Raw genomic sequence first — 22,761 nt, 5'->3', positions numbered from 1 at the left:
CAAGTACCTTCAGGAGAGCTCCCCCATGTTCGACTCCGTCCGCGACGACGTGCGTGCCACCCTCGACGAGATCCGCGCCGCCGGCCTGCACAAGCCCGAGCGGGTCATCGGCACCCCGCAGTCCGCGACCGTCAACGTCACCGCCGGCGGCCGCCCCGGCGAGGTCCTCAACTTCTGCGCCAACAACTACCTCGGCCTCGCCGACCACCCCGAGGTGATCGCCGCCGCCCACGAGGCCCTGGACCGCTGGGGCTACGGCATGGCCTCCGTCCGCTTCATCTGCGGCACCCAGGAGGTGCACAAGGAGCTGGAGGCCCGTCTCTCCGCGTTCCTCGGCCAGGAGGACACGATCCTGTACTCCTCCTGCTTCGACGCCAACGGCGGTGTCTTCGAGACGCTGCTCGGCGAGGAGGACGCGGTGATCTCCGACGCCCTGAACCACGCCTCGATCATCGACGGCATCCGCCTGTCCAAGGCCCGCCGCTACCGCTACGCCAACCGTGACCTCGCCGACCTGGAGGCGAAGCTCAAGGAGGCGTCCGACGCGCGGCGCCGGCTGATCGTCACCGACGGCGTCTTCTCGATGGACGGCTATGTGGCCCCGCTGCGCGAGATCTGCGACCTCGCCGACCGCTACGACGCGATGGTCATGGTCGACGACTCGCACGCCGTCGGCTTCGTCGGCCCCACCGGCCGCGGCACCCCCGAGCTGCACGGTGTCATGGACCGCGTCGACATCATCACCGGCACCCTCGGCAAGGCCCTCGGCGGCGCCTCCGGCGGCTATGTCGCCGCCCGCGCCGAGATCGTCGCCCTGCTTCGCCAGCGCTCGCGCCCGTACCTTTTCTCCAACACCCTGGCCCCGGTGATCGCCGCCGCCTCCCTGAAGGTCCTCGACCTGCTGGAGTCCGCCGACGACCTGCGGGTCCGGCTGGGCGAGAACACCGCCCTGTTCCGCCGCCGCATGACCGAGGAGGGCTTCGACATCCTCCCCGGCGACCACGCCATCGCCCCCGTGATGATCGGCGACGCGACGAAGGCGGGCCGCATGGCCGAGCTGCTGCTGGAGCGCGGTGTGTACGTGATCGGCTTCTCCTACCCGGTCGTCCCGCAGGGTCAGGCCCGCATCCGCGTCCAGCTGTCCGCCGCACACTCCACCGAGGACGTCAACCGCGCGGTGGACGCCTTCGTCGCCGCGCGCGCCGAGCTGGAGGCCTGAGCAGGGCGGACGCCTTGCGATAATTGACCCCATGATCGAGGCACGGCGGCTCCACATCCTCCGTGCGGTGGCCGACCACCGCACGGTCACCGCGGCGGCCGCCGCCCTCTACCTCACCCCCTCGGCCGTGTCCCAGCAGCTCACGGCCCTGGAGCAGGAGACCGGCCACCGCCTGGTCGAGCGCAGCGCCAAGGGCGTACGGCTCACTGCGGCCGGCGAGATCCTGCTCAACCACACCAACGCGGTCCTCGCCCAGCTGGAGCGGGCCGAGGCGGAGCTGGCCGCCTACGGCTCGGGTGAGGCGGGCACGGTCACCGTGGCGGCCTTCGCGACCGGCATCGCCCAGGTCGTGGCCCCGGCCGTGGCCCGGCTCGCGGACACCGCGCCCGGCATCCGCATCCGCGTCCAGGACGCCGAGGGCGACGCCAGCCTGCCCATGGTCCTGGACCGGCAGGTCGACGTGGCGGTCGCCGTCGAGTACCGGGGCGCCCCGCCCGCCGACGACCCCCGGCTCACCCACGTCTCGCTCTACGCCGAGCCGTTCGACGCGGTCGTACCCGTCGGCCACCGTCTCGCGGACGCTGCCGAGGTCCCACTCGCCGAGCTGGCCAAGGACCCCTGGATCGGCCCGTACCCCGGCAATCCCTGCCACGACGTGGTCGTCCTGGCCTGCGAGAGCGCGGGCTTCCAGCCCCGTCTGGAGCACTCCTCCGACGACTTCCGCGCGGTCGTCGCGCTCGCTTCGGCCGACGCGGGCGTGGCCCTCGTACCGCGCTCCGCGCTGAACGGCATGGACCTCACCGGCGTCGTCGTACGCCCTGTCGACGGCGTGGCTCCGACCCGCCGCGTCTTCGCCGCCGTACGCCGCGGCGCCGAGGGGCATCCGCTGATCCGCCCGGTGCTGGACGCGCTGCGGGAGGCGGCCCTGGCGTAGGGAACCGGCCATCGGCCGCACGCAGTCCGGGAGGTCATGCGTGTGACGTTGATCCTCCCGGCCCTGTCCGACGGGATGCGGGGGATGGGCCGGCTGTGGCAGGCGGCGGGCACGGTCAACTCGGTGCTCAAGCCCGGCCTGCTGGAGCGGGCGGTGGAGGCGGGCCTGCGCAGCCTGTTCGTCGGCTTCGAGACGGTCAACGACGCCAACCTCGCCGAACGGCGCAAGAACCAGAACATCGGCACCGACTACGCGGCCGCGGTACGGCGCCTGCACGAGGCCGGGGTGATGATCAACGCCGGCTTCGTCTTCGGGCTCGACCAGGACGGCCCCGACATCTCCGCGTCAGCTGGAGGACGGCTACTGGCGGGCCTACCGCGAGTTCTACCGCTGGTCCAGCATCTGGCGTGGCTCGGCGCCCCAGCCGGGCCGGCACGAACGGCTGCGGCACCTGGCCCACGCGGGCGGCTGGAAGAAGTTCGAGCCCGCCTGGGACCTGCTGATCCGCTCCCGCCGGGTGGTGCGGGCGCTGCCGATGCTCGAGCGGACGCTGGCGGCGTTCGGCGGGCGGGGATGAGGAAGACCGCGGGAGAGAGGCAGCGCGCCGCACGCGTGGCCCGTACTGTTTCATATATGGGATAGCATCCCTGATATGAAACGGGATGATGTCGCATCGGCCCCGGACCCCGTCGACGCCCGGCTCGGCGCCCGCCTCGCCGAGCTGCGCGCCGTGCACGGCTGGTCCCTGGGGGAGCTGGCCGAGCGCAGCGGGGTGAGCAGGTCCACCCTGTCGCGCGCCGAACGGGCGGAGATCAGCCCCACCGCCGCCCTGCTGAACCGGCTCTGCCACGTCTACGGCCGCACCATGTCCCAGCTGCTCAGCGAGGTCGAGGCGGCACCCGCGCCGCTGGTCCGGGCCGCCGACCAGCAGGTCTGGGAGGACCGCGGCTCCGGGTTCGTCCGGCGGTCCGTGTCCCCGCCGCACGCCGGGCTCCGCGGCGAACTGGTCGAGGGCCGGCTCGCTCCGGGCGCCGACATCGCCTACGACCGACCGCCCGTGACCGGCCTGGAACAGCATCTGTGGGTGCTCGACGGCGCCCTGGAGGTGACCGACGGGGAGCAGGTCCATCACCTGGACCCCGGAGACTGCCTGCGGATGCGCGTCTTCGGCCCGACCCGGTTCCGCTGCGCCGGCCCCGTCGAGGCACGGTATGTGCTGGCGGTGGTGCGGCCGTGAGGGTGGAGCGCTGGAACGCCGCACAAGTACGGCGGCGCTCGGGGGAGTTGGCGGCACTGCTGACGGACACCGTGTCCGGCGGCGCCTCGGTCGGCTTCCTAGCGGCGCTCACGCACGAGGAGGCCACCGCCTGGTGGCGGGAGCGGGCCGAGGCGGCGGCGGCGGGCCGGCTCGCCGTCTGGGCGGCACTCGACGGCACCGGCCGGCCGATGGGCACCGTGAGCCTGGCCTACCCCGACAAGCCGACCAGCCGCCACCGCGCGGAACTGGTGAAACTGATGGTGGACCGCTCCGCGCGCGGACAGGGCCTCGGCCGCCGCCTCCTCACCACCGCCGAGGCCGCCGCCGCTGCCGCGGGCATCACCCTGCTCCACCTCGACACCGAGACCGGCAGCCCCGCCGAGCACCTCTACCGCTCGGCCGGCTGGACCCGGGCCGGCGTCATCCCCGGCTACGCGGCGAGTCCCGCGGGCGAACTGCGGCCGACGACGCTGTACTACAAGCGGCTGGAGCCGCCGACCGGGTGACTGTCAGTGGCAGGCGCTACGGTGCGTTGCATGCCGGATGCCGAAGACGTACGCCGTACCGCCCTGTCCCTGCCGGACACCACGGAGAAGATCGCCTGGAACATGCCCACGTTCCGGGTGGCCGGGAAGATGTTCGCGACCCTGCCCGAGGACGAGACGTCCATCGCCGTGCGCTGCCCCAAGGAGGAGCGCGACGAACTGGTGCTGGCCGAGCCGGACAAGTTCTGGATCGCCGACCACGAGGCCCAGTTCGCCTGGGTCAGAGCGAGACTCGCCGCGCTGGAGGACGAGGACGAGCTGCGCGCCATCCTCGCCGACTCCTGGCGGCAGGCCGCCCCGCCCCGACTCCTCGACGACCACCCCGAGTTGGGGCTGCCGCCCGCGGAGTGAAAATACCCCGTGGGCGCGAGCCGGGCGTGGCATGATCCCGCGCGGCGCGGAGGGGCGGGGCACCGCAGGGGGCGACGGGGAGGGAGCATCCGCGATGACGGGAACGGACTCACGGCACGACGTCGGCACGCGCGGGGCGGGTGGCGCGGAGACTGGCCGGCGGGCCGTCTGGTCACGGGACTTCGCCCTGTTCTTCGTGGCCCGTGCCGTCGCCCGCCTCGGCGACACCATGCTGCCCGTGGCCCTCGCCGCAGGCCTGCTGGAACACGGGTACGGCGCGGGCGCGGTCGGCCTCGCCATGGCCTCGACGGCGGCGGCGTTCGCCGGTCTCGTCGTCTTCGGCGGGGTCATCGCCGACCGGTTCAGCACCCGCAGGCTGATGATCGGCGCCGACCTCGTCCGGCTCGTCACCCAGTCCCTGGCCGCGGGCCTGTTCTTCGCCGGGCATGTGGTGCTGTGGCAGATCTGCGCGATCGGTTTCGCCAACGGCGTGGCGGGCGCGGTGTTCCAGCCGGGCGTGGCCAGTACGGTGCCCCGGCTGGCTGCCGACATCCAGGGCGCCAACGGCGCGATCCGCATCGCCGAGTCCGCCGCCCAGCTCGCCGGTCCGGCCGTCGCCGGGCTTCTGGTCGGCTTCGCCTCGCCCGGCGGGGTGTTCGCCGCGCACGCCGCCACGTACGCGACGAGCGCCCTGTGCCTGTTGCTGCTCCGGCTGCCCCCGCTCCCCGGGGGCGCCCGTGCCGCCACCGGCCGAGGGATGCCTGCCTTCCGGGCCGAACTGGTCCAGGGCTGGCGGGAGTTCAGATCCCGGACCTGGCTGTGGGGGGTGATCGCCGTCTGGTGCCTGTACATGATCGCCGTCTGGGGCCCGACCGTCCCCCTCGTCGCCACGGAGGTCGTCCAGCGGCACGGCCCACGCGCCTACGGCCTGGTCAACTCCGCCCTCGGTGCAGGCACGGTCGTCGGCGGCCTGCTCGCCCTCCGGCTGCGGCCCCGCCGCATGCTCCGCGCCGGCGCGCTCTCCCTGTTCGCCTTCTTCGGCTTCCCCGCGGCCGTCGGCGCGGGCCTCGGCGTGCCGGCGATGGCGACGGGAGCGGCCGTGGCGGGCGCCGGGACGTCGTTCTGGGGCGTGATGTGGGCGACCAGCGTGCAGACCCAGGTCCCGCCGGACGTCCTCAACCGCATCCACGCCTACGACGTGGCCGGCTCCCTCGCCATGATGCCGGTCGGCCAGGCCCTGGCGGGCCCGGCGGCCGGTGCGCTCGGCACCGGGCATGTCCTGCTGATCTCCGCCGGGGCCAGCCTGGCGGTGGCCGTGGCCCTGCTCGCGGTTCCGGCGATACGGAACCTGGTGCGCGCCGACACGAGCCCCGCGCACTGACCGCAGGGCCTGTGCAGGCGCCGAGTGCTGCTGTGCGCCTCTGCGCTGGTGCCGGCCGAGGGCCGGGGTCGCTTGCCGGCGCCTGCAGCGTGCCGCTGAGCCCACCTGTCCCGCCCCGGCGGCACGACTGCCCGCGGTCACGACTGCCCGCAGTCACGGCGCGAATGCAGGTGCGGCGGCTGCAACCCCCAGGGGCGCGGGGAACTGCGCGACCAGCCCCGACGCACCCGCAGTCGCGTACAGCGCTCAACCGGCCCGGTGAGCGGGCGCCACGAACCGCCCGATCCGCTCCCGCAAGCCCGCCGGGTCCAGCCCGTGCGCGGCGATGTGCTCCTCAACCGTCCCGTAGCGGCGCAGCTCGCGGCGGCCGACGCCGAGACCCAGGATGCGGTGGGGCACGTCCGCGAGGGCCTCGCTCACCGCGGTCGTCGAGGTGCCCGCGAGGTACGGCTCGACCAGGACGACATCGGTGCCCGCCGCCTCCGTGGCCCGGCGCAGACCGGCCGCGTCGAAGGGCCGTACGGTCGTCGCGTACAGGACAGTCACATCCAGGCCCTCCGTGGCGGCGAGGACCGAGTCCAGCATCGGCCCCACGGCGAGGACCACACCCCGGCGGCCCTCCCGGACGGTGACGAGGTGCTTGCCGTCGCTCAGCTGCCCCTGCCGGTTGGCCTGCACGGACAGTCGTACGTACACCTTGTCGTCGCCCGCGGCGACCGCGTGGCGCAGCAGTGTCTCGGCCTCGTCCGGGTGCCCGGGCACATGCACGGTCCAGCCGTCCAGCGTGTCGAGGAGCGCCACATCGCCCGGCGCCATGTGCGTGTAGCCACCGGCCGGCCAGTCGAACGAGGCGGCCGCGCTCACCAGCACCGCCCCGGTGTCCTGGTGCCCGAGATCCAGCTTGACCTGCTCGAACGGCCGCTCCACGAGAAAGCTGGCGAAGGTGTGCACCACGGGGCGCAGCCCGGTCAGCGCCAGCCCCGCCGCCGTTCCGACCAGCAGCTGCTCGCGGATGCCGACGTTGATGACCCGGTCGGGATGCCGGGCCATGGCCTCGCGGAAGCCGTCCTTGCCGATCTCGGCGAGGACCACCGCGACGCGCGGGTCCTCGTCCAGCAGCCGGGAGACGACGGGGGCGAAACGGTCACGCATGGTGTCCATGAAGCTGAGCCCTTTCCAAGGAGCGGTGAAAGTCAGGCGTTCTTCGGCTCGACGCGGGCCACGACCACGTGTGGCCGCCCGGGATGCGGCGCGGTGAACGCGGCGTACAGCGCTTCGTGATCGCGCCCGTCGACGGTCACCGCCGACCAGCCCGCCGCCTCGAACCGGGCGGCGATCCCGCCGGGCAGGCCGTGGCTGGCGGAGGAGTTGTCGACCACGACCGTGTGCAGCCGTTCCAGTCCGGCGGGCCCGGCGAAGGCGATCGCCTCGTGGTTGCTGCCCTCGTCCAGTTCGGCGTCCCCGATCAGCACCCAGACCGCCGGATCGTGCAGCCCCTGCGCCCGCAGCCCCAGCGCGCTGCCCACCGCGATCGGCAGCCCGTGCCCGAGCGAGCCGCTGCCGATCTCGGCACCCGGCACCAGCACCCGGTCGGGGTGATGCCCGAGCGGGGAGTCGTACGACCCGAACCCGGGCAGCCAGTCCGCCGGCACGAATCCCTTCGCGGCCAGCACGGCGTAGTACGCCATGGGCCCGTGCCCCTTGCTCAGCAGGAACCGGTCCCGGACCGGATCCTCCAGCCGCTCCGGCGTCACCCGGAGCACCCGGTCGTACAGCACCCACAGCACGTCGAGGGTGGAGGTGGCCGCCGGCCCGTGCTTCTCGTCGCCGGTCATCAGACTCATCAGGCCGGGCAGGTCGTCGTAGCCGTACGTGCGGTTTTCGTCCGCTGTGATCGTCATATTCACGATCGTGCAACCTCAAGCAAGCTTGAGGTCAACCGGGAAATCGGTGCGCGACCACCGAGCTGAGTGCGGTATTGTTTCCCTGCGCGTTTCGACCGGGGAAACCCCAGGTCAAACGGCACCGGGACGTGGCGCAGCTTGGTAGCGCACTTGACTGGGGGTCAAGGGGTCGCAGGTTCAAATCCTGTCGTCCCGACCAGCTTTTCTGCCGGTCGGAGGCCGTCTTCTCAGGGATGAGGGGGCGGCCTTTGTCGTGTCTGCGGGTCGGCCGGCTCCTTCTCGCGCTCCGTGTCGGGGACCATCGGGTGGTGGTTGCCGGTGGCGATCTTGGCTGCCATGTCGGCGAGCTGCCCGCAGGCCCGCGCGATCTCCCGCTGGGTCTGCGTCCGCTCGCTGATGACCGCCGCGAGCAGGAGCGCGGTCAGCGCGGCAGAACCGTTGAAGGCCTGCAGGGTGATCATCTTGGTGAGCAGGTCATGACCGGCGAACGGGCCCGATCTCTCGGCACCGGCGATGATCGCGAAGGTCGACACGGCCAGCGCGCAGGGCGCGGCCCCGGCCAGCTGGAAGCGGAAGGCCGCCCAGATCAGCAGCGGGAAGCCGAGGAACAGCAGGGGCGCGTGGCTGGTCATGAGGAATCCGACGCCGGCCGTGGCCGCCGCGAGCAGCAGACCCTCCGCCCACCGGGACGGCCGGGCGTTCCTCGGCCGGCCTACCGAGCGCAGGACCAGCAGGACCGGCGTGACCACCAGGACGCCCATCGCGTCGCCGGTCCACCAGACCGACCACGTCGGCCAGAAGTCGCCGGGGTCCAGCACCCCGGCGAGGACCAGGGTTCCGCTGCCCGTCGTCGCGCTGACCAGCATCCCGGTGAACGCGCCGAGGAAGATCAGTGCGAGCGCGTCCCGCAGCCGGTCCAGGTCCTCGCGAAAGCCCGTGCGGCGGAGCAGAACGTAGGAGCACAGGGGCGCGAGGGTGTTCCCTGCCGCGATGGCGAGCACGGCCGGGAGTGACGGCCCCAGCGAGATGTTGACCAGGAACGCGCCGAGCGCGATACCCGGCCAGACCCGCGGGCCGCGCAGGAGCAGGCTCGCGACCGCGATACCGCTCGGTGGCCACAAGGGGGTGACCTGTCCGCGCACCAGCTGCTGGAGCAGCCCCAGCCTGGCCGAGCCGTAGTACAGCGCGGCGATGACACAGATCTCCAGGAAGTCCCGACCACCGCGCCGGACCCCTTGATGCCGCGCGACAGTCATCGGGCGACCTCCGACTTGACACCGCTCCGAAAACCATCATCCGCCGGATCCCCCGGATCCTCCACGGCAGGCCGACCGGCCAGTGAGCGGCACCGAGCGGGGTGCCCCAGAGGGGTCAGGCGGGTGGGGTGCGCAGGGCCAGGATGGCCATGTCGTCGTGACCGTCGCTGGGGTGGTGGTCGGCCAGTGCCTCGACGAACTCCGGCAGGGGCAGGCCGGCATGGACCGCTGCGAGACCGGCGAGTTCGCTCAGACTCTCGTCGACGGCGCGGTGGGGATGCTCGATCAGCCCGTCGGTGAAGAAGACGACGGTGGCTTCCGGGGGCAGGATGCGGGAGTGGTCCGGGCGGGGCTGCTCGGTGTCGACACCGAGCGGCAGTCCGGGCTCGGCGAGCAGACAGACCACGTGGCGTTCGCGGGTGACCAGCAGGGGCGGGACATGGCCCGCGCTGCTCCAGCGCAGTCGCCATCCCGGCCCCTCCGGCTCGATGCGGGCCAGGACGGTGGTCGTGACGCAGCGGTTCTCGACCGACTCCAGGGTCCGGTCGAGCTGGGTGAGGACCGCGCCGGGCGGACTTCTCTGGTCGAACACGAGAGCACGCAGCATGTTGCGGGTGGCGGCCATGGCGGCCGCGGCCTGCAGATCATGGCCGGCCACGTCGCCGATGACGACCGCCACGACGTCGTCGGGCAGCGGGATGGCGTCGTACCAGTCCCCGCCGAGCTGACTCGGCTCGGCGGCGGGCCGGTAGATGGCGGCGGCGGTGAACGGCCGCAGGTCGGGCAGCGTGGGCAGCAGAAGCCGCTGGAACTGCTCGGCTCCGACGCGAATGCGTTCGAACAGACGGACGTTCTCGATCGCGATACCGGCGGCGCTGGCCAGGGCGACGACGACGTTCTCGTCGTGCTCGTCGAAGGGCTGTCCGTCGCTCCGCTCGGCGAGGTAGAGGTCGCCGTAGATCTCCCCGCGCACGCTGATGGCGACACCGAGCAGGGTGCGCATGCGCGGGTGGCCGGGCGGGAAGCCGGCGGAAGAGGGATGCCCCTGGATGTCGTCGACCCGCAGGGGGGCGGGGTTGCTGATCAGGTGGCCGAGGACGCCCAGACCGCGAGGCAGTCCGGCCCTCTCCAGAGCTTCGCGTTCCGGCCCGGGCAGACCGGCCGAGATGAACTGGTCCAGGTGTTTTCCGGACTCGTCGAGCACCCCCAGGGCCCCGTAGCGGGCGCCGACCAGGTCCATGGCGGTCGTCACGATGCGGTGCAGCACGGCAGGCAGCTCCACCTCGCGGCTGATGGCGACCACCGCGTCCAGCAGGCCCTGCAGCCGGTCCATGGAGGACAGCAGGGCGCGCAACTGATCGTCGATCCGGCGCACCTCGGAGCGCAGCCGCATGTGCAGGTCGGGGAGGTACGCCTGGCTGGACTGTCTCCCCGCCTTCTCTCCCGCCATTCCGGCCTCCTGACCCGGCCCCTGCGCGTGCGGGACGTCGACATCACCTTCGATTGTGGCATCGGTGCCCCGGGCGGGCGGTGTGACGGCGGCCGGCACCGCACGGGAAAGGGCCTCGCCGGCGCTGCCGGGCGAGGCCCCTTTGCGTGCTGCGGGCGGCTTCAGGCGGTCCGGACGTCCCTACGCGACACGGCGAGGTAGCCGACCAGCGCGAGAATGGCCACCGTCCAGGCCAGCGTCACCGGGCCCAGGCCCCAGCCCAGGCCGTCGCGCTTGCTCACGGCCATCCAGTCGGCGAGGGACGCGCCGAGCGGGCGGGTGATGACGTACGCCGTCCAGAACGCGGTCACCGCGCCCAGCAGGCCGGCGCGGTGGGCGAAGGCCGGCACGCAGATCGCCACGGCGAACAGGGCGACCGAGCCCAGGTAGCCGAGGCCGATCGTCGCGGTGAGGTCGCCCGCGGCGGTGCCCAGCGCGAACGTGGCGAGGACGGCCGCCCAGTAGAAGAGCTCGCGGCGCCGGGTGCGGATGGAGTGGATGGACAGAGTGCGCTCGGACGCGTACCAGAGCGCGAAGACGGCGGCCAGGGCGATCATGAACAGCGGGGTGGACAGGGTGTACGGGACGCCGAGGCCGACGTGGAGCACGTCCGCGGCCATCGTGCCGAACACGCTGACCATGACGATCGCCGTCCAGTAGATCCAGGCCACGTAGCGGCGGACGGCGAACTGGAGCACGAGCGAGGCGACGAAGGCGAGGCCGCCGAGACCGACCGCCGGGATCGGTCCCAGCAGGTGGGCGAGGAAGTCGGAGGCGGTCTCGCCCATGCCGGTGGTGAGGACCTTGATGATCCAGAAGTAGACCGTGATCTCCGGCACCTTGTTCGCGCTCTCACGTATGCGCGCGCGTACATGCCCGCGGGGGCGGTCGTCCAGGACGTGCTCTGTGCTCATGGTCCGCACCTTCGCACGGCCAACTGACCTTGTCCCAGATGCCTTTGCCATTGTTTTGGGGCTTCTGGTGCAGCTGTTGCCACGGGCCGCCGCGGACCTGAACGCAACCTGAACGCGTCGGGGAAACCCCTGGTCGGCGGCCTGACCGGCCTGATAGACAGGCAGGTCAGGCGGCCGCCGGCGTCAGAAGCTCAGACCCACGTGCGCGAGCGCCTGCTTCAGCAGCACCCCGTGCCCGCCCGGCATCTCGCTCTGCACCGCCGGGGAGGCGGCCTCCTGCGGGCTGAACCATACGAGGTCCAGCGCGTCCTGCCGGGGGCGGCAGTCGCCGGTGACCGGGACGATGTAGGCGAGGGACACCGCGTGCTGGCGCGGGTCGTGGTAGGGCGTGATGCCCGCCGTGGGGAAGTACTCCGCCACCATGAACGGCTGCAGGGACGGGGGGACACGGGGCAGCGCCACCGGGCCGAGGTCCTTCTCCAGGTGGCGCAGCAGGGCGTCGCGGACCCGCTCGTGGTGCAGGACACGGCCGGACACGAGGGTCCGGCTGACCGTCCCGTCCGGGCCGATCCGCAGCAGCACACCGATGCTGGTGACTTCGCCGCTGTCGTCCACGCGCACGGGCACGGCCTCGACGTACAGGATCGGCATCCGGGCCCTGGCCATTTCCAGCTCGTCGCTGCTCAGCCAGCCGGGCGTCGTCTCGGTCATGTCAGACATTGCTTGATCATACTTTCCGGGTGGGGCGTCCGCTGGGATCGCGGGCCGGGTCGGATACGGGCGGTCCGTAGAGGCGCAGGGCATTGTCACGGCCGGTCCAGGCCGCGATCCGCAGGGCGTCGGGCAGGCTCAACTCGTCGGCGTCGACGCGGGCCTGGAGCAGACCGGCGAGCCCCTGCCGGAAACACAGGGCGCCGAGGTGGTGGAATTCGGCCACCCCGTAGGCGTCGGAGCTGTACAGCAGCTTCCGGAACGGGGTGATCTCCAGCGCCTCCTCCAGCACCGCCCGGCAGCGGGCCGGGCCCGTGTGGTGCAGGGCGAGCCCCACGTCCAGGTACACCTGTTCGAACACCGCGGCAAGGTAGGCGGCCTGGCGGTGGTACGGCCAGCAGTGCAGCAGCAGCACCGGGACCGTGCCGGACGTCAGCCGCAGCCAGTCGGTCAGCAGGGCCGGGTCGGCGTGGTGCAGCCGCAGGTCGGCGTCGCCGAAGCCGGTGTGCAGTTGCAGCGGCAGGCCGAGGTCCACGGCGGTCCACAGGAGGTGCCGGACCAGGACCGGATCGGTGAGCCGGCCGCCGTGCGCGAGCCAGCGCCGGGCGGCCTCGGTCACCTCGCTGTCCGCCGGGCGCGCCGGGTCCAGGGCGAAGCCGGTGCGGTAGGCGGCCACCGACTTCACCGCCACCACGCCCGGCCGGCGTACGGCGTCCTCGGCGGCGGCACGGAAGCGGGCCGCGTACTCGCCCGGCTCGACGCCCCGCGCGGCCACCGCCTCCGCCACCTGCTCCAGGCGTACGACCTCGAACGCGGCGGCGCCGGAGGCCTCCGCCAGCTCGGCCGGGGTGGTGAGCGGATGCGGGGCGTAGCCGGTGTCCACGAGGAACACCCCGGCTCCCGCGGCCCGCAGGAAGCGGCGGTTGGTCTCCTGCGGGCCCAGTTCCGCGCGGCGGGCCGCATAGTCGGCCGGCGGCGCGTGCCGGGGCAGGTCCAGCAGGGGCGCGCAGTGGCGGCGTACGGCCACGCCGGCCGGGGTGTCGAAGGGCGAGACACCGGGCCAGGCCCCGCCCTCGGTCAACAGCGAGGCGAACTCCTCGGGCGCGAGGCCGGCCGTCACGGCGCCGTGGCAGTGGTGGTCCACCAGCTCCAGCTCGGCGAGGGCTTCGTGGACCGGTCCCGGCGTGGCCATGGTCAGTACACCCAGCGGTAGGCCGCCGCCACCCGGGCGTCGTCCAAGCCGTCGACGGCCGCCGCCTCGCCGAGCCGTACGGCGGTCACCGCGTCCGCGAGCACCGGGCCCAGCGCTGCCCGCAGCACCTCGTCGGCCCGGAACTCCCGGGCGGCCCGGGGCAGCGACTCGGGCAGCCGCCGTACGCCGAGAGCCGCCGCCTCGTCCGGGGAGTACCGGGCCGGGTCGCCCGTGATCTCCTCGGGGAGGGAGAGGGACGAGTCGATCCCGTCCAGGCCTGCGGCGACGACACAGCCGAGGGCGAGATAGGGGTTGGCGGCCAGGTCGACCGGTTTCACCTCCAGGTTGGCCTCCTGCTCCCGGCGGCCCGCCGAGCCGGTGATCACGCGCAGCGCGGTCTCGCGGGTCTCCCGGCCCCAGGCGGTGAAGACCCCCGCCCACTGGGACGGTTTGAGCCGCAGATAGCTGGCGGGGCTCGGCGCGGTGATCGCCGTCAGCGCGGGCAGGCGGCCCAGGATCCCCGCGGCGAAGGACTCCGCATCGGGTGTCATGCCGTAGCGGCGCTCCCCGCCGGCGTGCAGGTTCACACCCTCGCGCCAGCAGGACAGGTGGACATGGCCGCCGTTGCCGACGCCCTCGGCGGACACCGCGGGCGCGAACGACACCCTGAGTCCGTGCCGCTGTGCGACCGCCCGGATCGTCTGCCGGACCAGCACGCTGCGGTCGGCCGCCGCCACCGGGTCCAGCGCGCCCACCGAGACCTCGAACTGCCCGGCGGCGTACTCGGGATGGAGCTGGTCGACGGGCACGCCCTGGGCGTCGAACGCGGCCAGCAGATCGGCGCCGTAGTCGCCCAGCTCGACCTGCCGGATCGCCCCGTACGCCGGTCCGGACACCGCCGGCACGAACTCCCCGGGAGGTGCCGAACCGAGCCCTACCGCCCACTCGACCTCGATCGCCGCCTTGAAGGCGAGGCCGTGCCGCTCGGCGGCGTCGGCGACGATCCGGCGCAGAAAGGTTCGGGCACAGCCGGGGTGGCGCTCTCCCTCCTGGGTGATCCGGTCCACCGGCGCCCACGCCCAGCCGGGCTGCCCGGCCAGTTCCACCAGCTGGTCCAGGTCCGGGTAGAGCCTGAGGTCACCGTCGGGGGAGCCGAGGACGTCGGTGGTGACGATCGAGTCTTTGGCCAGGAAGGTGTCGAACACCGGGGACATGCCGACACCCCAGGACACGGCCGCCTCCAGCCGCGCCGTCGGGATCGTCTTCACCCGGCAGACACCCGCGGTGTCCACATAGGCCAGCACGATCCCGCGCACGCCCCGCGCGGCGAGGTCGGCGGTGAGTCCCACGACCCGGCGCAGATCCTCCGGACGCCCGCCGGGCACAGGGTCGGCAAGGGTGGTCATAGGTCCTCCTCGGCCATACGTCCTCCTCGGCGTCGGTCCCGCCCGCGTCCTCCTCGACGTCGGTCCCGCCCGCGTCCTTCTCGGCGTCGGTCGTCCGTGCCGGCCTCAGGGTTTCACGGCCACGGCACCGAACTGCGGCACAGCGGCGGCGGATTCCGTCTCGGCGCGCCACTGCGAGCAGGGCACCAGACCCGGCTCGAGCACCTCCAGGCCGTCGAGGAAGCCGGTGATCTCCGCCCGGCTGCGGGCGGTGATCGGCGGGGTGGCGTTGGCGTTCCAGAACTCCATCGCGGCCCGGTTGCCCTCGCCGCCCACGTCACTGTCGTAGGTCGGGTGGGTGAGCACCAGGTGGCTGCCCGAGGGCAGCGCCGCCATGAGCCGACGCACGATGTCCCGGGCCTCGCCGGTGTCCAGGACGAAGTTCAGGATGCCCAGCATCATCAGCGCGACCGGCCGGGTCAGGTCCAGGGTCTCGGACGCGCGCAACAGGATGCCGTCGGGGTCGCGCACATCGGCGTCGACGTAGTCGGTGACGCCCTCGGGGGAGCTGGTGAGCAGCGAACGGGCGTGCACGAGCACGATCGGGTCGTTGTCGACGTACACGACCCGTGACTCGGGGGCGATCCGCTGCGCGACCTCGTGGGTGTTCTCGACGGTCGGCAGGCCGGTGCCCACGTCCAGGAACTGCCGCATCCCGCGCTCGGCGGTCAGCAACCGTACCGCCCGGGCCAGGAACTCCCGGTCCGCGCGGGCCACCGCCCGGATCACCGGGAACATCCCGGCGACGTGCTCACCGACCCGCTGGTCGACCTCGTAGTTGTCCTTGCCGCCGATCCAGTAGTTCCACACCCGGGCGTTGTGCGCCACGGAGGTGTTCAGCCTTTCCGGTCCGGCCGTCGGGGAGTGGCCCTCGGTCACGTCGCCGCCCTTCTCCGGTTCTCGGTCCTCCGTCGTCATTGTGCCGCCCGGTGATCGCGCTGTCCCGGGAAACCGCACACCGTGAGCGGTTCGGGGCGGCTCCGGGATGTCCCGGCCCATGAGGAACACTGGACCGGTACGCCGTCCCCGACCGGAAGCAGGACATGCCCGCCACGCCCACGCCCCTCCTCGACACCCCCGGCCTGCCCGCGGGCCCCGCCGACATCCGGCTGATCGTCACCGACATGGACGGCACGCTGCTGGACGACGCCAAGCGGATCCCCGACGGGCTGTGGCCGATGCTCGCCGAGCTGCGCCGGCGGGGCGTGCTGTTCAGCCCCGCGAGCGGCCGCCAGTACGCCACGCTGGCCGAGCAGTTCGCCCAGGTCGCCGAGGGCATGGTGTTCATCGCGGAGAACGGCACGTACGTGGTCCGCGACGGCGTGGAGCTGAGCTCCGACACGATGGACGGGGCCGTCGCCGCCGGGGTGGCCCGTACGGTACGGCGGCTGGTCGCGGACGGCGTGGACGTCGGCGCCGTGGTGTGCGGCAAGCGGGCGGCGTACGTCGAGCGGACCGACGAGGCGTTCCTGGCGGAGGTACGCAAGTACTACGCCGTGCACCGGATCGTCGAGGACGTCACCGCCGTCGACGACGACGTGATCAAGGTCGCGCTGTTCGACTTCGGGTCCGCCGAGCACTCCACCGCCCCGGCCCTGGCGGAGTTCACCGCCACCCACCAGGTCGTCGTCTCCGGCGAGCACTGGGTGGACGTGATGAACCGCACCGCCAACAAGGGCACCGCGCTGCGCGGTCTCCAGCGGGCGCTCGGCATCACGCCCGCGCAGACCATGGTCTTCGGCGACTATCTCAACGACCTGGAGATGCTCGACGCCGCCGAGTGGTCCTTCGCGATGGCGGGCGCCCACCCGGCGGTCGTCGGCAGGGCCCGCCACCTCGCCCCGTCCAACAACGACAACGGCGTGCTGCGCACCGTCGCCCACGTGCTGGGGATCACCGGGTAGCGGTGTGCGCGCCCCGGGCGGTGCCGGTCAGCGGAGGATGCCGACTGCGCCGTACAGCGAGACCGGGCCCGCGTCGTCCGCGGCCCGTTCGCTGCGCCAGGCGTCGACCGGTACGACGCCCGGCTCCAGCAGGTCGAGTCCCTTGAAGAACGCGGCCACCTCGTCCCGCGACCGGGCGACCAGGGTCACCCCGCCCGCGGCGTACGCGGCGATGCCCTTCTGGACGTTCTCCGGCTCGAAGTCGGCCGTCATCATCGACAGCACCAGACAACTGCCCGGTGCCAGCGCCTCGACCAGCGTCGACACCACCTCGTGCGCGCCGTCCTCGTCGGCGACGAAGTGCAGCAGCGCGATCAGGGACAGGGCCACCGGACGACCGAAGTCCAGGACGTGGGCGGCCTGTTCGAGAACGGCGCGCGGATCGCGGGCGTCGGCCTGCGCATACTCCGTCACACCCTCGGGGGTGCCGCGCAGCAGCGCACCCGCGTGGGCCAGCACGATCGGGTCGTTGTCGACGTAGACCACCCGCGCGTCCGGCGCCACCGACTGGGCGATCTGGTGCAGGTTCGGCTCGGTCGGTATGCCGGTGCCGATGTCCAGGAACTGGCGGATGCCGGTCTCGGCGAGCGCGCGAGTGGTCCGGTGCATGAACGCCCGGTTGGCGCGGGCGGCCCGCGGAGCGCCGCCCCCGTCCACGGCCGCGATCTGCCGGCCGAGCCGCTCGTCGACGGGGTAGTTGTCCTTGCCGCCGAGGAACCAGTCGTACACCCTGGCCGGATGCGGCCGTGTGGTGTCGATGTGCTGCGCGGCCGGCTCGGTCCCCGTCACGTGCTGCTCCTTCACTCCCGCCGGGATGCGAGCAGCAGTCTGACACGATCATCCGGCGCGGCGCAGACAGTCTTCGGCCACCTCCTTGTCGAGCGCGGCCCGCACCAACGCGGCCGCCAGTACGGCCGGTTCGGTGTTCCCGGAGAGCTCCGTCAGCTTGTCCGGGTCCTTCGGCAGGCCGAGCCGCTGCGCCCCGGAGAGTGCCTTGTCGTCCAGGTAGGGCTCGATCTCGTGCCAGACGCGCTGGGCCTCGCGCAGGAAGACGTCGGCGCCGGCCGGGCCGATGCCCGGCTCCTCCTGGAGCAGTTCCCTGAGCTCCCCGGTGTCGCCGTGCGCCTCCTCGTGCAGCCGGCGCAGGTCGCCGGACCAGCGGTCCAGCAACAGCTGGGCGCCGTCGCCGAGTTGTGTGGCGGTGCGCTCGTCGTAGCGCCGGTAGCCGCCGCGGCCGAGCGCGTCCACCCGCTGCTGCCAGTCCGCGCCGGCCATGCGGCGCGGACTGTCGAGGTGGTCCTCGTGCAGGGCCTGCGCGGCCGCCACCGCGACCGAGGCGCGGATCCGGGCGCTGAGCAGCAGGGACAACACGAGCAGCCGGTACAGCGGCTGAGGGGTGTCCTTCAGCTCGATGCCCGCCTCGTCGGCGTAGGTCTGCCCGTGGGCGGACAGCAGCTCGCGCAGGACCTTCTCGTCGCGGTTCATGGCTACGGCTTGAGCGGGTCGTGGCCCAGTGTCATCAGCCGGTGCCGGCGGCGGGTGTCCTCCGGCGCCGTCTCCGGCTCCGGCTCGTCCTCCATGTCCACCAGGTCTCCGACCGTGTCGACGACCTGGTGCATCACGCGGACGTCGTCGTCGGTGAGATCGGTTCGGCGCTTCTGGAGGATGGCGAGGACATGCTGTCCGGTGTCCGTGCCCGCCTTCTCGGGCAGCGGCTCGGTCTCCTCGCCGGCGTCCCGGACCCGCAGCCAGGCCGCGAGCTCCGCCGAGGTCATGTTCACCACGCGGTGGAAGTCCTCCCACAGCGCTTCGAGTTCGAGGGAGTCGACCATGGCTCTCCCCTTCCGTGCGGGGTGTCGTGCTAGCTGGGGGCGGTCTCGCGCGGGTGGCTCTCGGCCTGGAACATCCAGCGCTGCTTCTCCAGGTCGGCGGTGACGGAGATCAGCAGGTCCTGCGTGACGGGGTCGGGCTTCGCCGTGGCCGCGATCCGTTCGCGGAGCCGGCCCACGACCGCTTCGAGCGCCGACACCATCAGCTCCACGACCTCGGTGTCGCGCAGCCAGCCGTCCTTGGTGCCGGGCCGCGCGAAGGTCGCGGCGACGGTCTCGGGCCGGCCGTCCGGGGGCACGCCCAGTGCGGCGGCGCGCTCGGCGACCGTGTCGGAGTGGGCGCGGGCCGTCGCCACCACCTCGTCGAGCTGGAGGTGGATCGACCGGAACCGCGGGCCCACGATGTTCCAGTGCGCCTGCTTCCCGATCAGCGACAGACCGAGCAGGTCCACCAGGGTGTCCTGCAGGGCGGTCCCGGTGAGGCCGAGCGCCTCCTCGGGCAGCGTGCTCCTCATCACCGTCATGGTGCGTCCGTCCCCTTTCGTCGCTTGCGTATGGTCGTGTCCGAAAGGGCGGGTGCCCAGCGCCCGGGGGAGCAAACAGGCCTGGTCAGCGGGGCAGAGACCGGTCCAGGAAGCGGATCACCTCGGCGAAGACCTCCTTTCTGTCCGTCTCCTGGAACACCTCGTGCCGCGCTCCGGCGAAGATCCGCTCGGTCAGCCGTGAGCCGGCCAGCCGTTCCACGCCGGTCCGGCTGCCGGGCAGTGGCACCAGGCGGTCGTCGTCCCCGTGCAGCCACAGCAGCGGCAGCGGGCCGATGTCACCGCCCCGGTCGACGGTGTCCAGAGTGCGTGCGAAAGCCTCCACCGTCGGCCGCTTCATCGGCCCGTGCCACACCAGCGGATCGGCCGCGTAGGCGGCGCCGACGGCAGGGTCCCGGGAGAGCGCGGCCGGGCTCACCGGGGTGTCCGGGATCTCCGGCAGGGCCAGCAGCCGCCCGGGCAGCTCCCAGGCGCCGATCACCGGCCCGGACAGGACCAGCGCGCTCAGCTCGGCGCCGTACCGCTGGGCGTAGCGGGCGGAGATCAGTCCGCCCATGGAGTGGCCGACCAGGACCGTCGGCAGGCCGGGGTGCGCGGCCCGCGCGAGGTCCGCCACCGCGTGCACATCGCTGACCACGTCCTCGAAGTCCTCGATCAGCACCCGCTCCCCGGCCGACCTGCCGTGGCCGACGTGATCGGGCCCGTACACGGCCGCCCCGTGCCCGGTCAGTACGGCGGCCAGCTCGTCGTACCGGCCCGCGTGCTCGCCGTATCCGTGCACCACCAGGGCCAGGTATCGCGGTGCCGGGTGCGGCCACTCGCGTACGGCGACCGGGCCGTGGGTGCCGTCCAGGGTGTGCTCGCGGACGTGGGGCATGTCTCCTCCGGGTGACGCGGTGAAGGTCCGGGGGGATCTTCCCAGGGAGCCGGTCGGCGGTCTATAGTCCAAAACTAGCAGTGCTAATTAAGTGTCCCCGTGTGGTCCGCCGACCGACAGTGCCGTCGATCGGTCGTAGGTCAGGAGTCGAAGCCGTGCGTCCCGTCCACTTCGCGGCCGCCCGCCGCACCCCCATCGGCAAGCTGCGTGGAGCCCTGTCCTCCGTGCGCCCCGACGACCTGGCGGCGGCCGTCATCCGCCGCCTGGTGGCCGACGTACCCGCCCTCGACCCGGCCCGGATCGACGACGTCTACTGGGGCGCGGCCAACCAGGCCGGCGAGGACAACCGCAACGTCGCCCGCATGGCCGCCCTGCTCGCCGGGCTGCCCGAGTCCGTGCCCGGCGCCACCGTCAACCGGCTGTGCGCCTCCGGCCTCGAAGCGGTCACCACCGCCGCCCGGACCGTCGCCGCCGGAGAGGCCGACATCGTGATCGCGGGCGGCTCGGAGTCCATGAGCCGCGCCCCCTTCGTGCTGCCCCGCCCGGACGAGGTCCTGCCGCACCGCATCGAGACCCACGACACCCGGCTCGGCTGGCGCCTGGTCAACCCGGCGATGAAGGAACTGCACGGCCTGCTGTCCATGGGGGAGACCGCCGAGGAGGTCGCCGAGCGGTACGGCATCTCCCGTGCGCGGCAGGACGAGTTCGCCCTGCGCAGCCACCAACTCGCCACCGCCGCACGCAAGAACGGGCACTTCGACGACGAACTCCTGCCCGTGGAGCGGCCGGACGGCATCGTGGTCGAGCAGGACGAGTGCGTCCGCGAGGACACCTCGCTGGAGAAGCTGTCGAGGTTGAAGCCGGTCTTCCGGCAGGACGGCACGGTCACCGCGGGCAACGCCTCGCCGATGAACGACGGCGCCGCCGGGCTGCTCCTGGTCAGCGAGGAGGCCCTCAACGAACTGGGCCTGGAGTCCCTCGGCCGGTACGTCGCCGGCGCCTCCGCCGGGGTCCACCCCGACGTCATGGGCATCGGCCCGGTCCCCGCCACCCGCAAGGCGCTCGCCCGGGCCGGCTGGGACATCGCGGACCTCCAGGAGGCCGAGTTCAACGAGGCGTTCGCCGCGCAGGCCCTCGCCTGCGTCGACCAGCTGGGCATCGACCCCGGCCTGGTCAACCCCACCGGCGGCGCCATCGCCCTCGGACATCCCCTGGGCTGCTCGGGCGCCCGCATCCTGACGACGCTCCTGCACCGGATGCGGCGCACGGGCGCCGAACGGGGTCTCGCGACCATGTGCGTGGGCGTGGGGCAGGGGAGCGCGGTGCTGGTCGAGCGGCACTAGCGCTTTTCCGACGGGGGGATCTGGTCAGTCGAGCCGCAGCTGGGAAACGGAGCAGCACTCCATGGCAACCCTGTCCGTCGCCGCCATCCTCGCCGAGAACGCCCGGCGTCGCCCCGACAAGACCGCGCTGGTCGAGGGGGACCTGAGGCTGTCCTTCGCCGAGGTGTGGGGCAATGCCCTGGCCCGGGCGGGCGCGCTCACCGCGCTCGGCGTACGACCGGGTGACCGGGTGGCGCTGATGGCCCCCAACACCGCCGAGTTCCCGGTCGCCTACTACGCGGTCGCCGCGGCGGGCGGAGTCGTCGTCCCCGTCCACCTGCTGTTGTCGGCCGGCGAGGTCGAGCACGTGCTCAGGGACAGCGGGGCGACGCTGCTGCTCGTGCATGCGGCCCAGGCGGCGACCGGCCGGTCCGCCGCCGAGGCCACCGGCGTCCAAGTGGTCGTCCTGGGTGAGGAGTTCGACAAGCTCGCCGCCGAAGCCGAGCCGCTGCCGTCGTACGTCACCCGCGCCGTCGACGACCCGGCGGTGATCTTCTACACGAGCGGGACGACCGGCGTGCCGAAGGGCGCCGTGCTCAGCCACTTCAACCTCGTGATGAACGCGACTGTCAACGCCTTCGACGCCAACGACATCCGCGTCGACGACATCGCCCTCGGCGCGCTGCCGCTGTTCCACGCCTTCGGGCAGACGGTGTCGCTCAACTCCACCTGGCGGGCGGGCGCCACGCTCGTGCTGCTGCCCCGCTTCGACGCGGCCCGCGCCATCGAACTGATGGTCAAGGAGGGGGTCAACACCTTCCACGGCGTGCCGACCATGTTCGTAGCCCTCGCCGCGGCCGCCTCGGACGCCGGCGCGCTGCCCGCCCTGCGCGTGTGCGTCTCCGGCGGGGCCTCGCTCCCGGGCGCCGTACTGGAGCGGTTCGAGGAGGCGTTCGGGGCGAAGATCTACGAGGGGTACGGGCTGTCGGAGACCTCGCCGACGGCCACCGTCAACCAGCCCGTGTTCGGCACCCGGGCCGGCACCATCGGCCACCCGCTGTGGGGCATCGACGTCGAGATCGCCCGCGCCGAGGTGGAGGGCCGCGTCGAGCTGCTGCCGCCCGGCGAGCTCGGCGAGGTCGTCATCCGCGGCCACAACGTCTTCTCCGGCTACCTCGGCCGGCCCGAGGCCACCGCCGAGGCCCTGGTCGACGGCTGGTTCCGCACCGGCGACCTCGGCACCAAGGACGAGCAGGGCTTCCTGCGGATCGTCGACCGCAAGAAGGACGTCATCATCCGCGGCGGCTACAACGTGTACCCGAGGGAGGTCGAGGAGGTGCTGATGCGGCACCCCGGCATCGCCCAGGTCGCGGTCATCGGCCTGCCCGACGAACTGCACGGCGAGGAGGTCTGCGCCGTGGTCGTACCGGCACCGGGCACCGCGCCCGACGCCGCCGGGATCACCGAGTGGTCGAAAGAGCACCTCGGCCGGCACAAGTACCCGCGGCGCGTGGAGTTCACGGACGCGATGCCGCTCGGGCCCAGCATGAAGGTGCTGAAGCGGGAACTCCGGGCACAGTACGCGGAACGGTCATAGCGGGCGCAAGAGGCCGCGGCGAGGGGTGCGGCGGGGGCGCGGCGGGGGTCAA

The 22,761-nt window shown here is 72.8% G+C and carries 24 protein-coding genes and 1 tRNA gene; 11 read left to right on the top strand and 14 right to left on the bottom strand.

From position 1 onward, the window contains the following. The first annotated feature begins 25 nt into the window (after positions 1–25). From ACWGJ5_RS33275 to ACWGJ5_RS33245, 7 genes are all read left to right on the top strand, one after another. The gene (locus ACWGJ5_RS33275; RefSeq protein WP_453313343.1) at positions 26–1,219 is read left to right on the top strand and encodes a glycine C-acetyltransferase; all 1,194 of its coding nucleotides are present in this window, start codon (positions 26–28) and stop codon (positions 1,217–1,219) included. A gap of 31 nt (positions 1,220–1,250) precedes the next feature. Further along, on the top strand, positions 1,251–2,153 hold the full coding sequence (locus ACWGJ5_RS33270) for a LysR family transcriptional regulator (protein WP_453313342.1): 903 nt from the start codon (positions 1,251–1,253) through the stop codon (positions 2,151–2,153). 36 nt (positions 2,154–2,189) lie between these two features. Further along, positions 2,190–2,795 (top strand): hypothetical protein, encoded by a 606-nt coding sequence (locus ACWGJ5_RS33265; RefSeq protein ID WP_453313341.1) that lies wholly within the window; start codon positions 2,190–2,192, stop codon positions 2,793–2,795. A gap of 10 nt (positions 2,796–2,805) precedes the next feature. Further along, the gene (locus ACWGJ5_RS33260) at positions 2,806–3,390 is read left to right on the top strand and encodes a helix-turn-helix domain-containing protein (protein ID WP_453313340.1); all 585 of its coding nucleotides are present in this window, start codon (positions 2,806–2,808) and stop codon (positions 3,388–3,390) included. Between the two features lie 2 nt (positions 3,391–3,392). Then, a complete protein-coding gene (locus tag ACWGJ5_RS33255; RefSeq protein WP_453313425.1) occupies positions 3,393–3,917 on the top strand; it encodes a GNAT family N-acetyltransferase in 525 nt (174 codons plus the stop codon). Between the two features lie 30 nt (positions 3,918–3,947). Continuing rightward, the gene (locus ACWGJ5_RS33250) at positions 3,948–4,307 is read left to right on the top strand and encodes an MmcQ/YjbR family DNA-binding protein (RefSeq protein WP_453313339.1); all 360 of its coding nucleotides are present in this window, start codon (positions 3,948–3,950) and stop codon (positions 4,305–4,307) included. Positions 4,308–4,401: 94 nt separating this feature from the next. Then, complete coding sequence (locus ACWGJ5_RS33245; RefSeq protein ID WP_453313338.1) at positions 4,402–5,688, top strand: MFS transporter; 1,287 nt, start codon at positions 4,402–4,404, stop codon at positions 5,686–5,688. A 246-nt stretch (positions 5,689–5,934) separates the two neighbouring features. Here the strand turns inward: ACWGJ5_RS33245 and ACWGJ5_RS33240 are convergent, their stop codons facing one another. Together ACWGJ5_RS33240 and ACWGJ5_RS33235 are read right to left on the bottom strand one after the other, a co-directional pair. Beyond that, a complete protein-coding gene (locus ACWGJ5_RS33240; protein ID WP_453313337.1) occupies positions 5,935–6,849 on the bottom strand; it encodes a transketolase family protein in 915 nt (304 codons plus the stop codon). Positions 6,850–6,881: 32 nt separating this feature from the next. Then, the gene (locus ACWGJ5_RS33235) at positions 6,882–7,589 is read right to left on the bottom strand and encodes a transketolase (RefSeq protein WP_453313336.1); all 708 of its coding nucleotides are present in this window, start codon (positions 7,587–7,589) and stop codon (positions 6,882–6,884) included. A 125-nt stretch (positions 7,590–7,714) separates the two neighbouring features. Between ACWGJ5_RS33235 and ACWGJ5_RS33230 the strand changes: the two genes are divergently transcribed. Beyond that, positions 7,715–7,791, top strand: a tRNA-Pro gene (locus ACWGJ5_RS33230). Between the two features lie 28 nt (positions 7,792–7,819). On the opposite strand, the gene ACWGJ5_RS33225 is transcribed toward ACWGJ5_RS33230, so the two are convergent. The 7 genes from ACWGJ5_RS33225 to ACWGJ5_RS33195 all read right to left on the bottom strand — a co-directional run bounded on the left by ACWGJ5_RS33225 (position 7,820) and on the right by ACWGJ5_RS33195 (position 15,478). Beyond that, positions 7,820–8,848, bottom strand: coding sequence for an MASE1 domain-containing protein (locus tag ACWGJ5_RS33225; protein WP_453313335.1), 1,029 nt, complete (start codon positions 8,846–8,848; stop codon positions 7,820–7,822). A gap of 115 nt (positions 8,849–8,963) precedes the next feature. Next, a complete protein-coding gene (locus ACWGJ5_RS33220; RefSeq protein ID WP_453313334.1) occupies positions 8,964–10,298 on the bottom strand; it encodes a PP2C family protein-serine/threonine phosphatase in 1,335 nt (444 codons plus the stop codon). Positions 10,299–10,459: 161 nt separating this feature from the next. Continuing rightward, positions 10,460–11,251, bottom strand: a complete 792-nt coding sequence (locus tag ACWGJ5_RS33215) for a COG4705 family protein (RefSeq protein ID WP_453313333.1) — start codon at positions 11,249–11,251, stop codon at positions 10,460–10,462. A gap of 183 nt (positions 11,252–11,434) precedes the next feature. Then, the gene (locus ACWGJ5_RS33210) at positions 11,435–11,971 is read right to left on the bottom strand and encodes an NUDIX hydrolase family protein (protein ID WP_228619302.1); all 537 of its coding nucleotides are present in this window, start codon (positions 11,969–11,971) and stop codon (positions 11,435–11,437) included. A gap of 7 nt (positions 11,972–11,978) precedes the next feature. Further along, entirely contained in the window at positions 11,979–13,154 is a 1,176-nt protein-coding gene (locus tag ACWGJ5_RS33205) for an amidohydrolase family protein (protein ID WP_453313332.1), read from the bottom strand. A gap of 2 nt (positions 13,155–13,156) precedes the next feature. After that, complete coding sequence (locus ACWGJ5_RS33200) at positions 13,157–14,560, bottom strand: glutamine synthetase (protein ID WP_453313331.1); 1,404 nt, start codon at positions 14,558–14,560, stop codon at positions 13,157–13,159. A 105-nt stretch (positions 14,561–14,665) separates the two neighbouring features. Next, positions 14,666–15,478, bottom strand: a complete 813-nt coding sequence (locus tag ACWGJ5_RS33195; RefSeq protein WP_453313424.1) for an SAM-dependent methyltransferase — start codon at positions 15,476–15,478, stop codon at positions 14,666–14,668. A gap of 164 nt (positions 15,479–15,642) precedes the next feature. Here ACWGJ5_RS33195 and ACWGJ5_RS33190 point away from each other — a divergent pair, with 164 nt between their 5' ends. Next, on the top strand, positions 15,643–16,503 hold the full coding sequence (locus ACWGJ5_RS33190; RefSeq protein WP_453313330.1) for a Cof-type HAD-IIB family hydrolase: 861 nt from the start codon (positions 15,643–15,645) through the stop codon (positions 16,501–16,503). A 27-nt stretch (positions 16,504–16,530) separates the two neighbouring features. Here the strand turns inward: ACWGJ5_RS33190 and ACWGJ5_RS33185 are convergent, their stop codons facing one another. The 5 genes from ACWGJ5_RS33185 to ACWGJ5_RS33165 form a co-directional block, all read right to left on the bottom strand. Continuing rightward, complete coding sequence (locus tag ACWGJ5_RS33185) at positions 16,531–17,331, bottom strand: SAM-dependent methyltransferase (protein ID WP_453313329.1); 801 nt, start codon at positions 17,329–17,331, stop codon at positions 16,531–16,533. A 48-nt stretch (positions 17,332–17,379) separates the two neighbouring features. Beyond that, positions 17,380–18,027: an endonuclease gene (locus ACWGJ5_RS33180; protein ID WP_453313328.1), complete on the bottom strand. Its 648-nt coding sequence runs from the start codon at positions 18,025–18,027 to the stop codon at positions 17,380–17,382. Positions 18,028–18,029: 2 nt separating this feature from the next. Further along, on the bottom strand, positions 18,030–18,374 hold the full coding sequence (locus tag ACWGJ5_RS33175) for a DUF3140 domain-containing protein (protein ID WP_453313327.1): 345 nt from the start codon (positions 18,372–18,374) through the stop codon (positions 18,030–18,032). Between the two features lie 29 nt (positions 18,375–18,403). Next, positions 18,404–18,895 (bottom strand): Dps family protein, encoded by a 492-nt coding sequence (locus ACWGJ5_RS33170; RefSeq protein WP_453313326.1) that lies wholly within the window; start codon positions 18,893–18,895, stop codon positions 18,404–18,406. Positions 18,896–18,980: 85 nt separating this feature from the next. Next, entirely contained in the window at positions 18,981–19,790 is an 810-nt protein-coding gene (locus ACWGJ5_RS33165; RefSeq protein WP_453313325.1) for an alpha/beta hydrolase, read from the bottom strand. 155 nt (positions 19,791–19,945) lie between these two features. Here ACWGJ5_RS33165 and ACWGJ5_RS33160 point away from each other — a divergent pair, with 155 nt between their 5' ends. Both ACWGJ5_RS33160 and ACWGJ5_RS33155 read left to right on the top strand, forming a co-directional pair. Continuing rightward, complete coding sequence (locus tag ACWGJ5_RS33160) at positions 19,946–21,133, top strand: thiolase family protein (RefSeq protein WP_453313324.1); 1,188 nt, start codon at positions 19,946–19,948, stop codon at positions 21,131–21,133. A 61-nt stretch (positions 21,134–21,194) separates the two neighbouring features. Next, positions 21,195–22,709 (top strand): long-chain-fatty-acid--CoA ligase, encoded by a 1,515-nt coding sequence (locus ACWGJ5_RS33155; RefSeq protein WP_453313323.1) that lies wholly within the window; start codon positions 21,195–21,197, stop codon positions 22,707–22,709. The last annotated feature ends 52 nt before the right edge of the window (positions 22,710–22,761 follow it).

This window comes from Streptomyces sp. NPDC054783 (assembly GCF_053611725.1).
The sequence above is the reverse complement of the archived record's forward strand: the minus strand, read 5'-3'. Positions and strand labels throughout refer to the sequence as shown.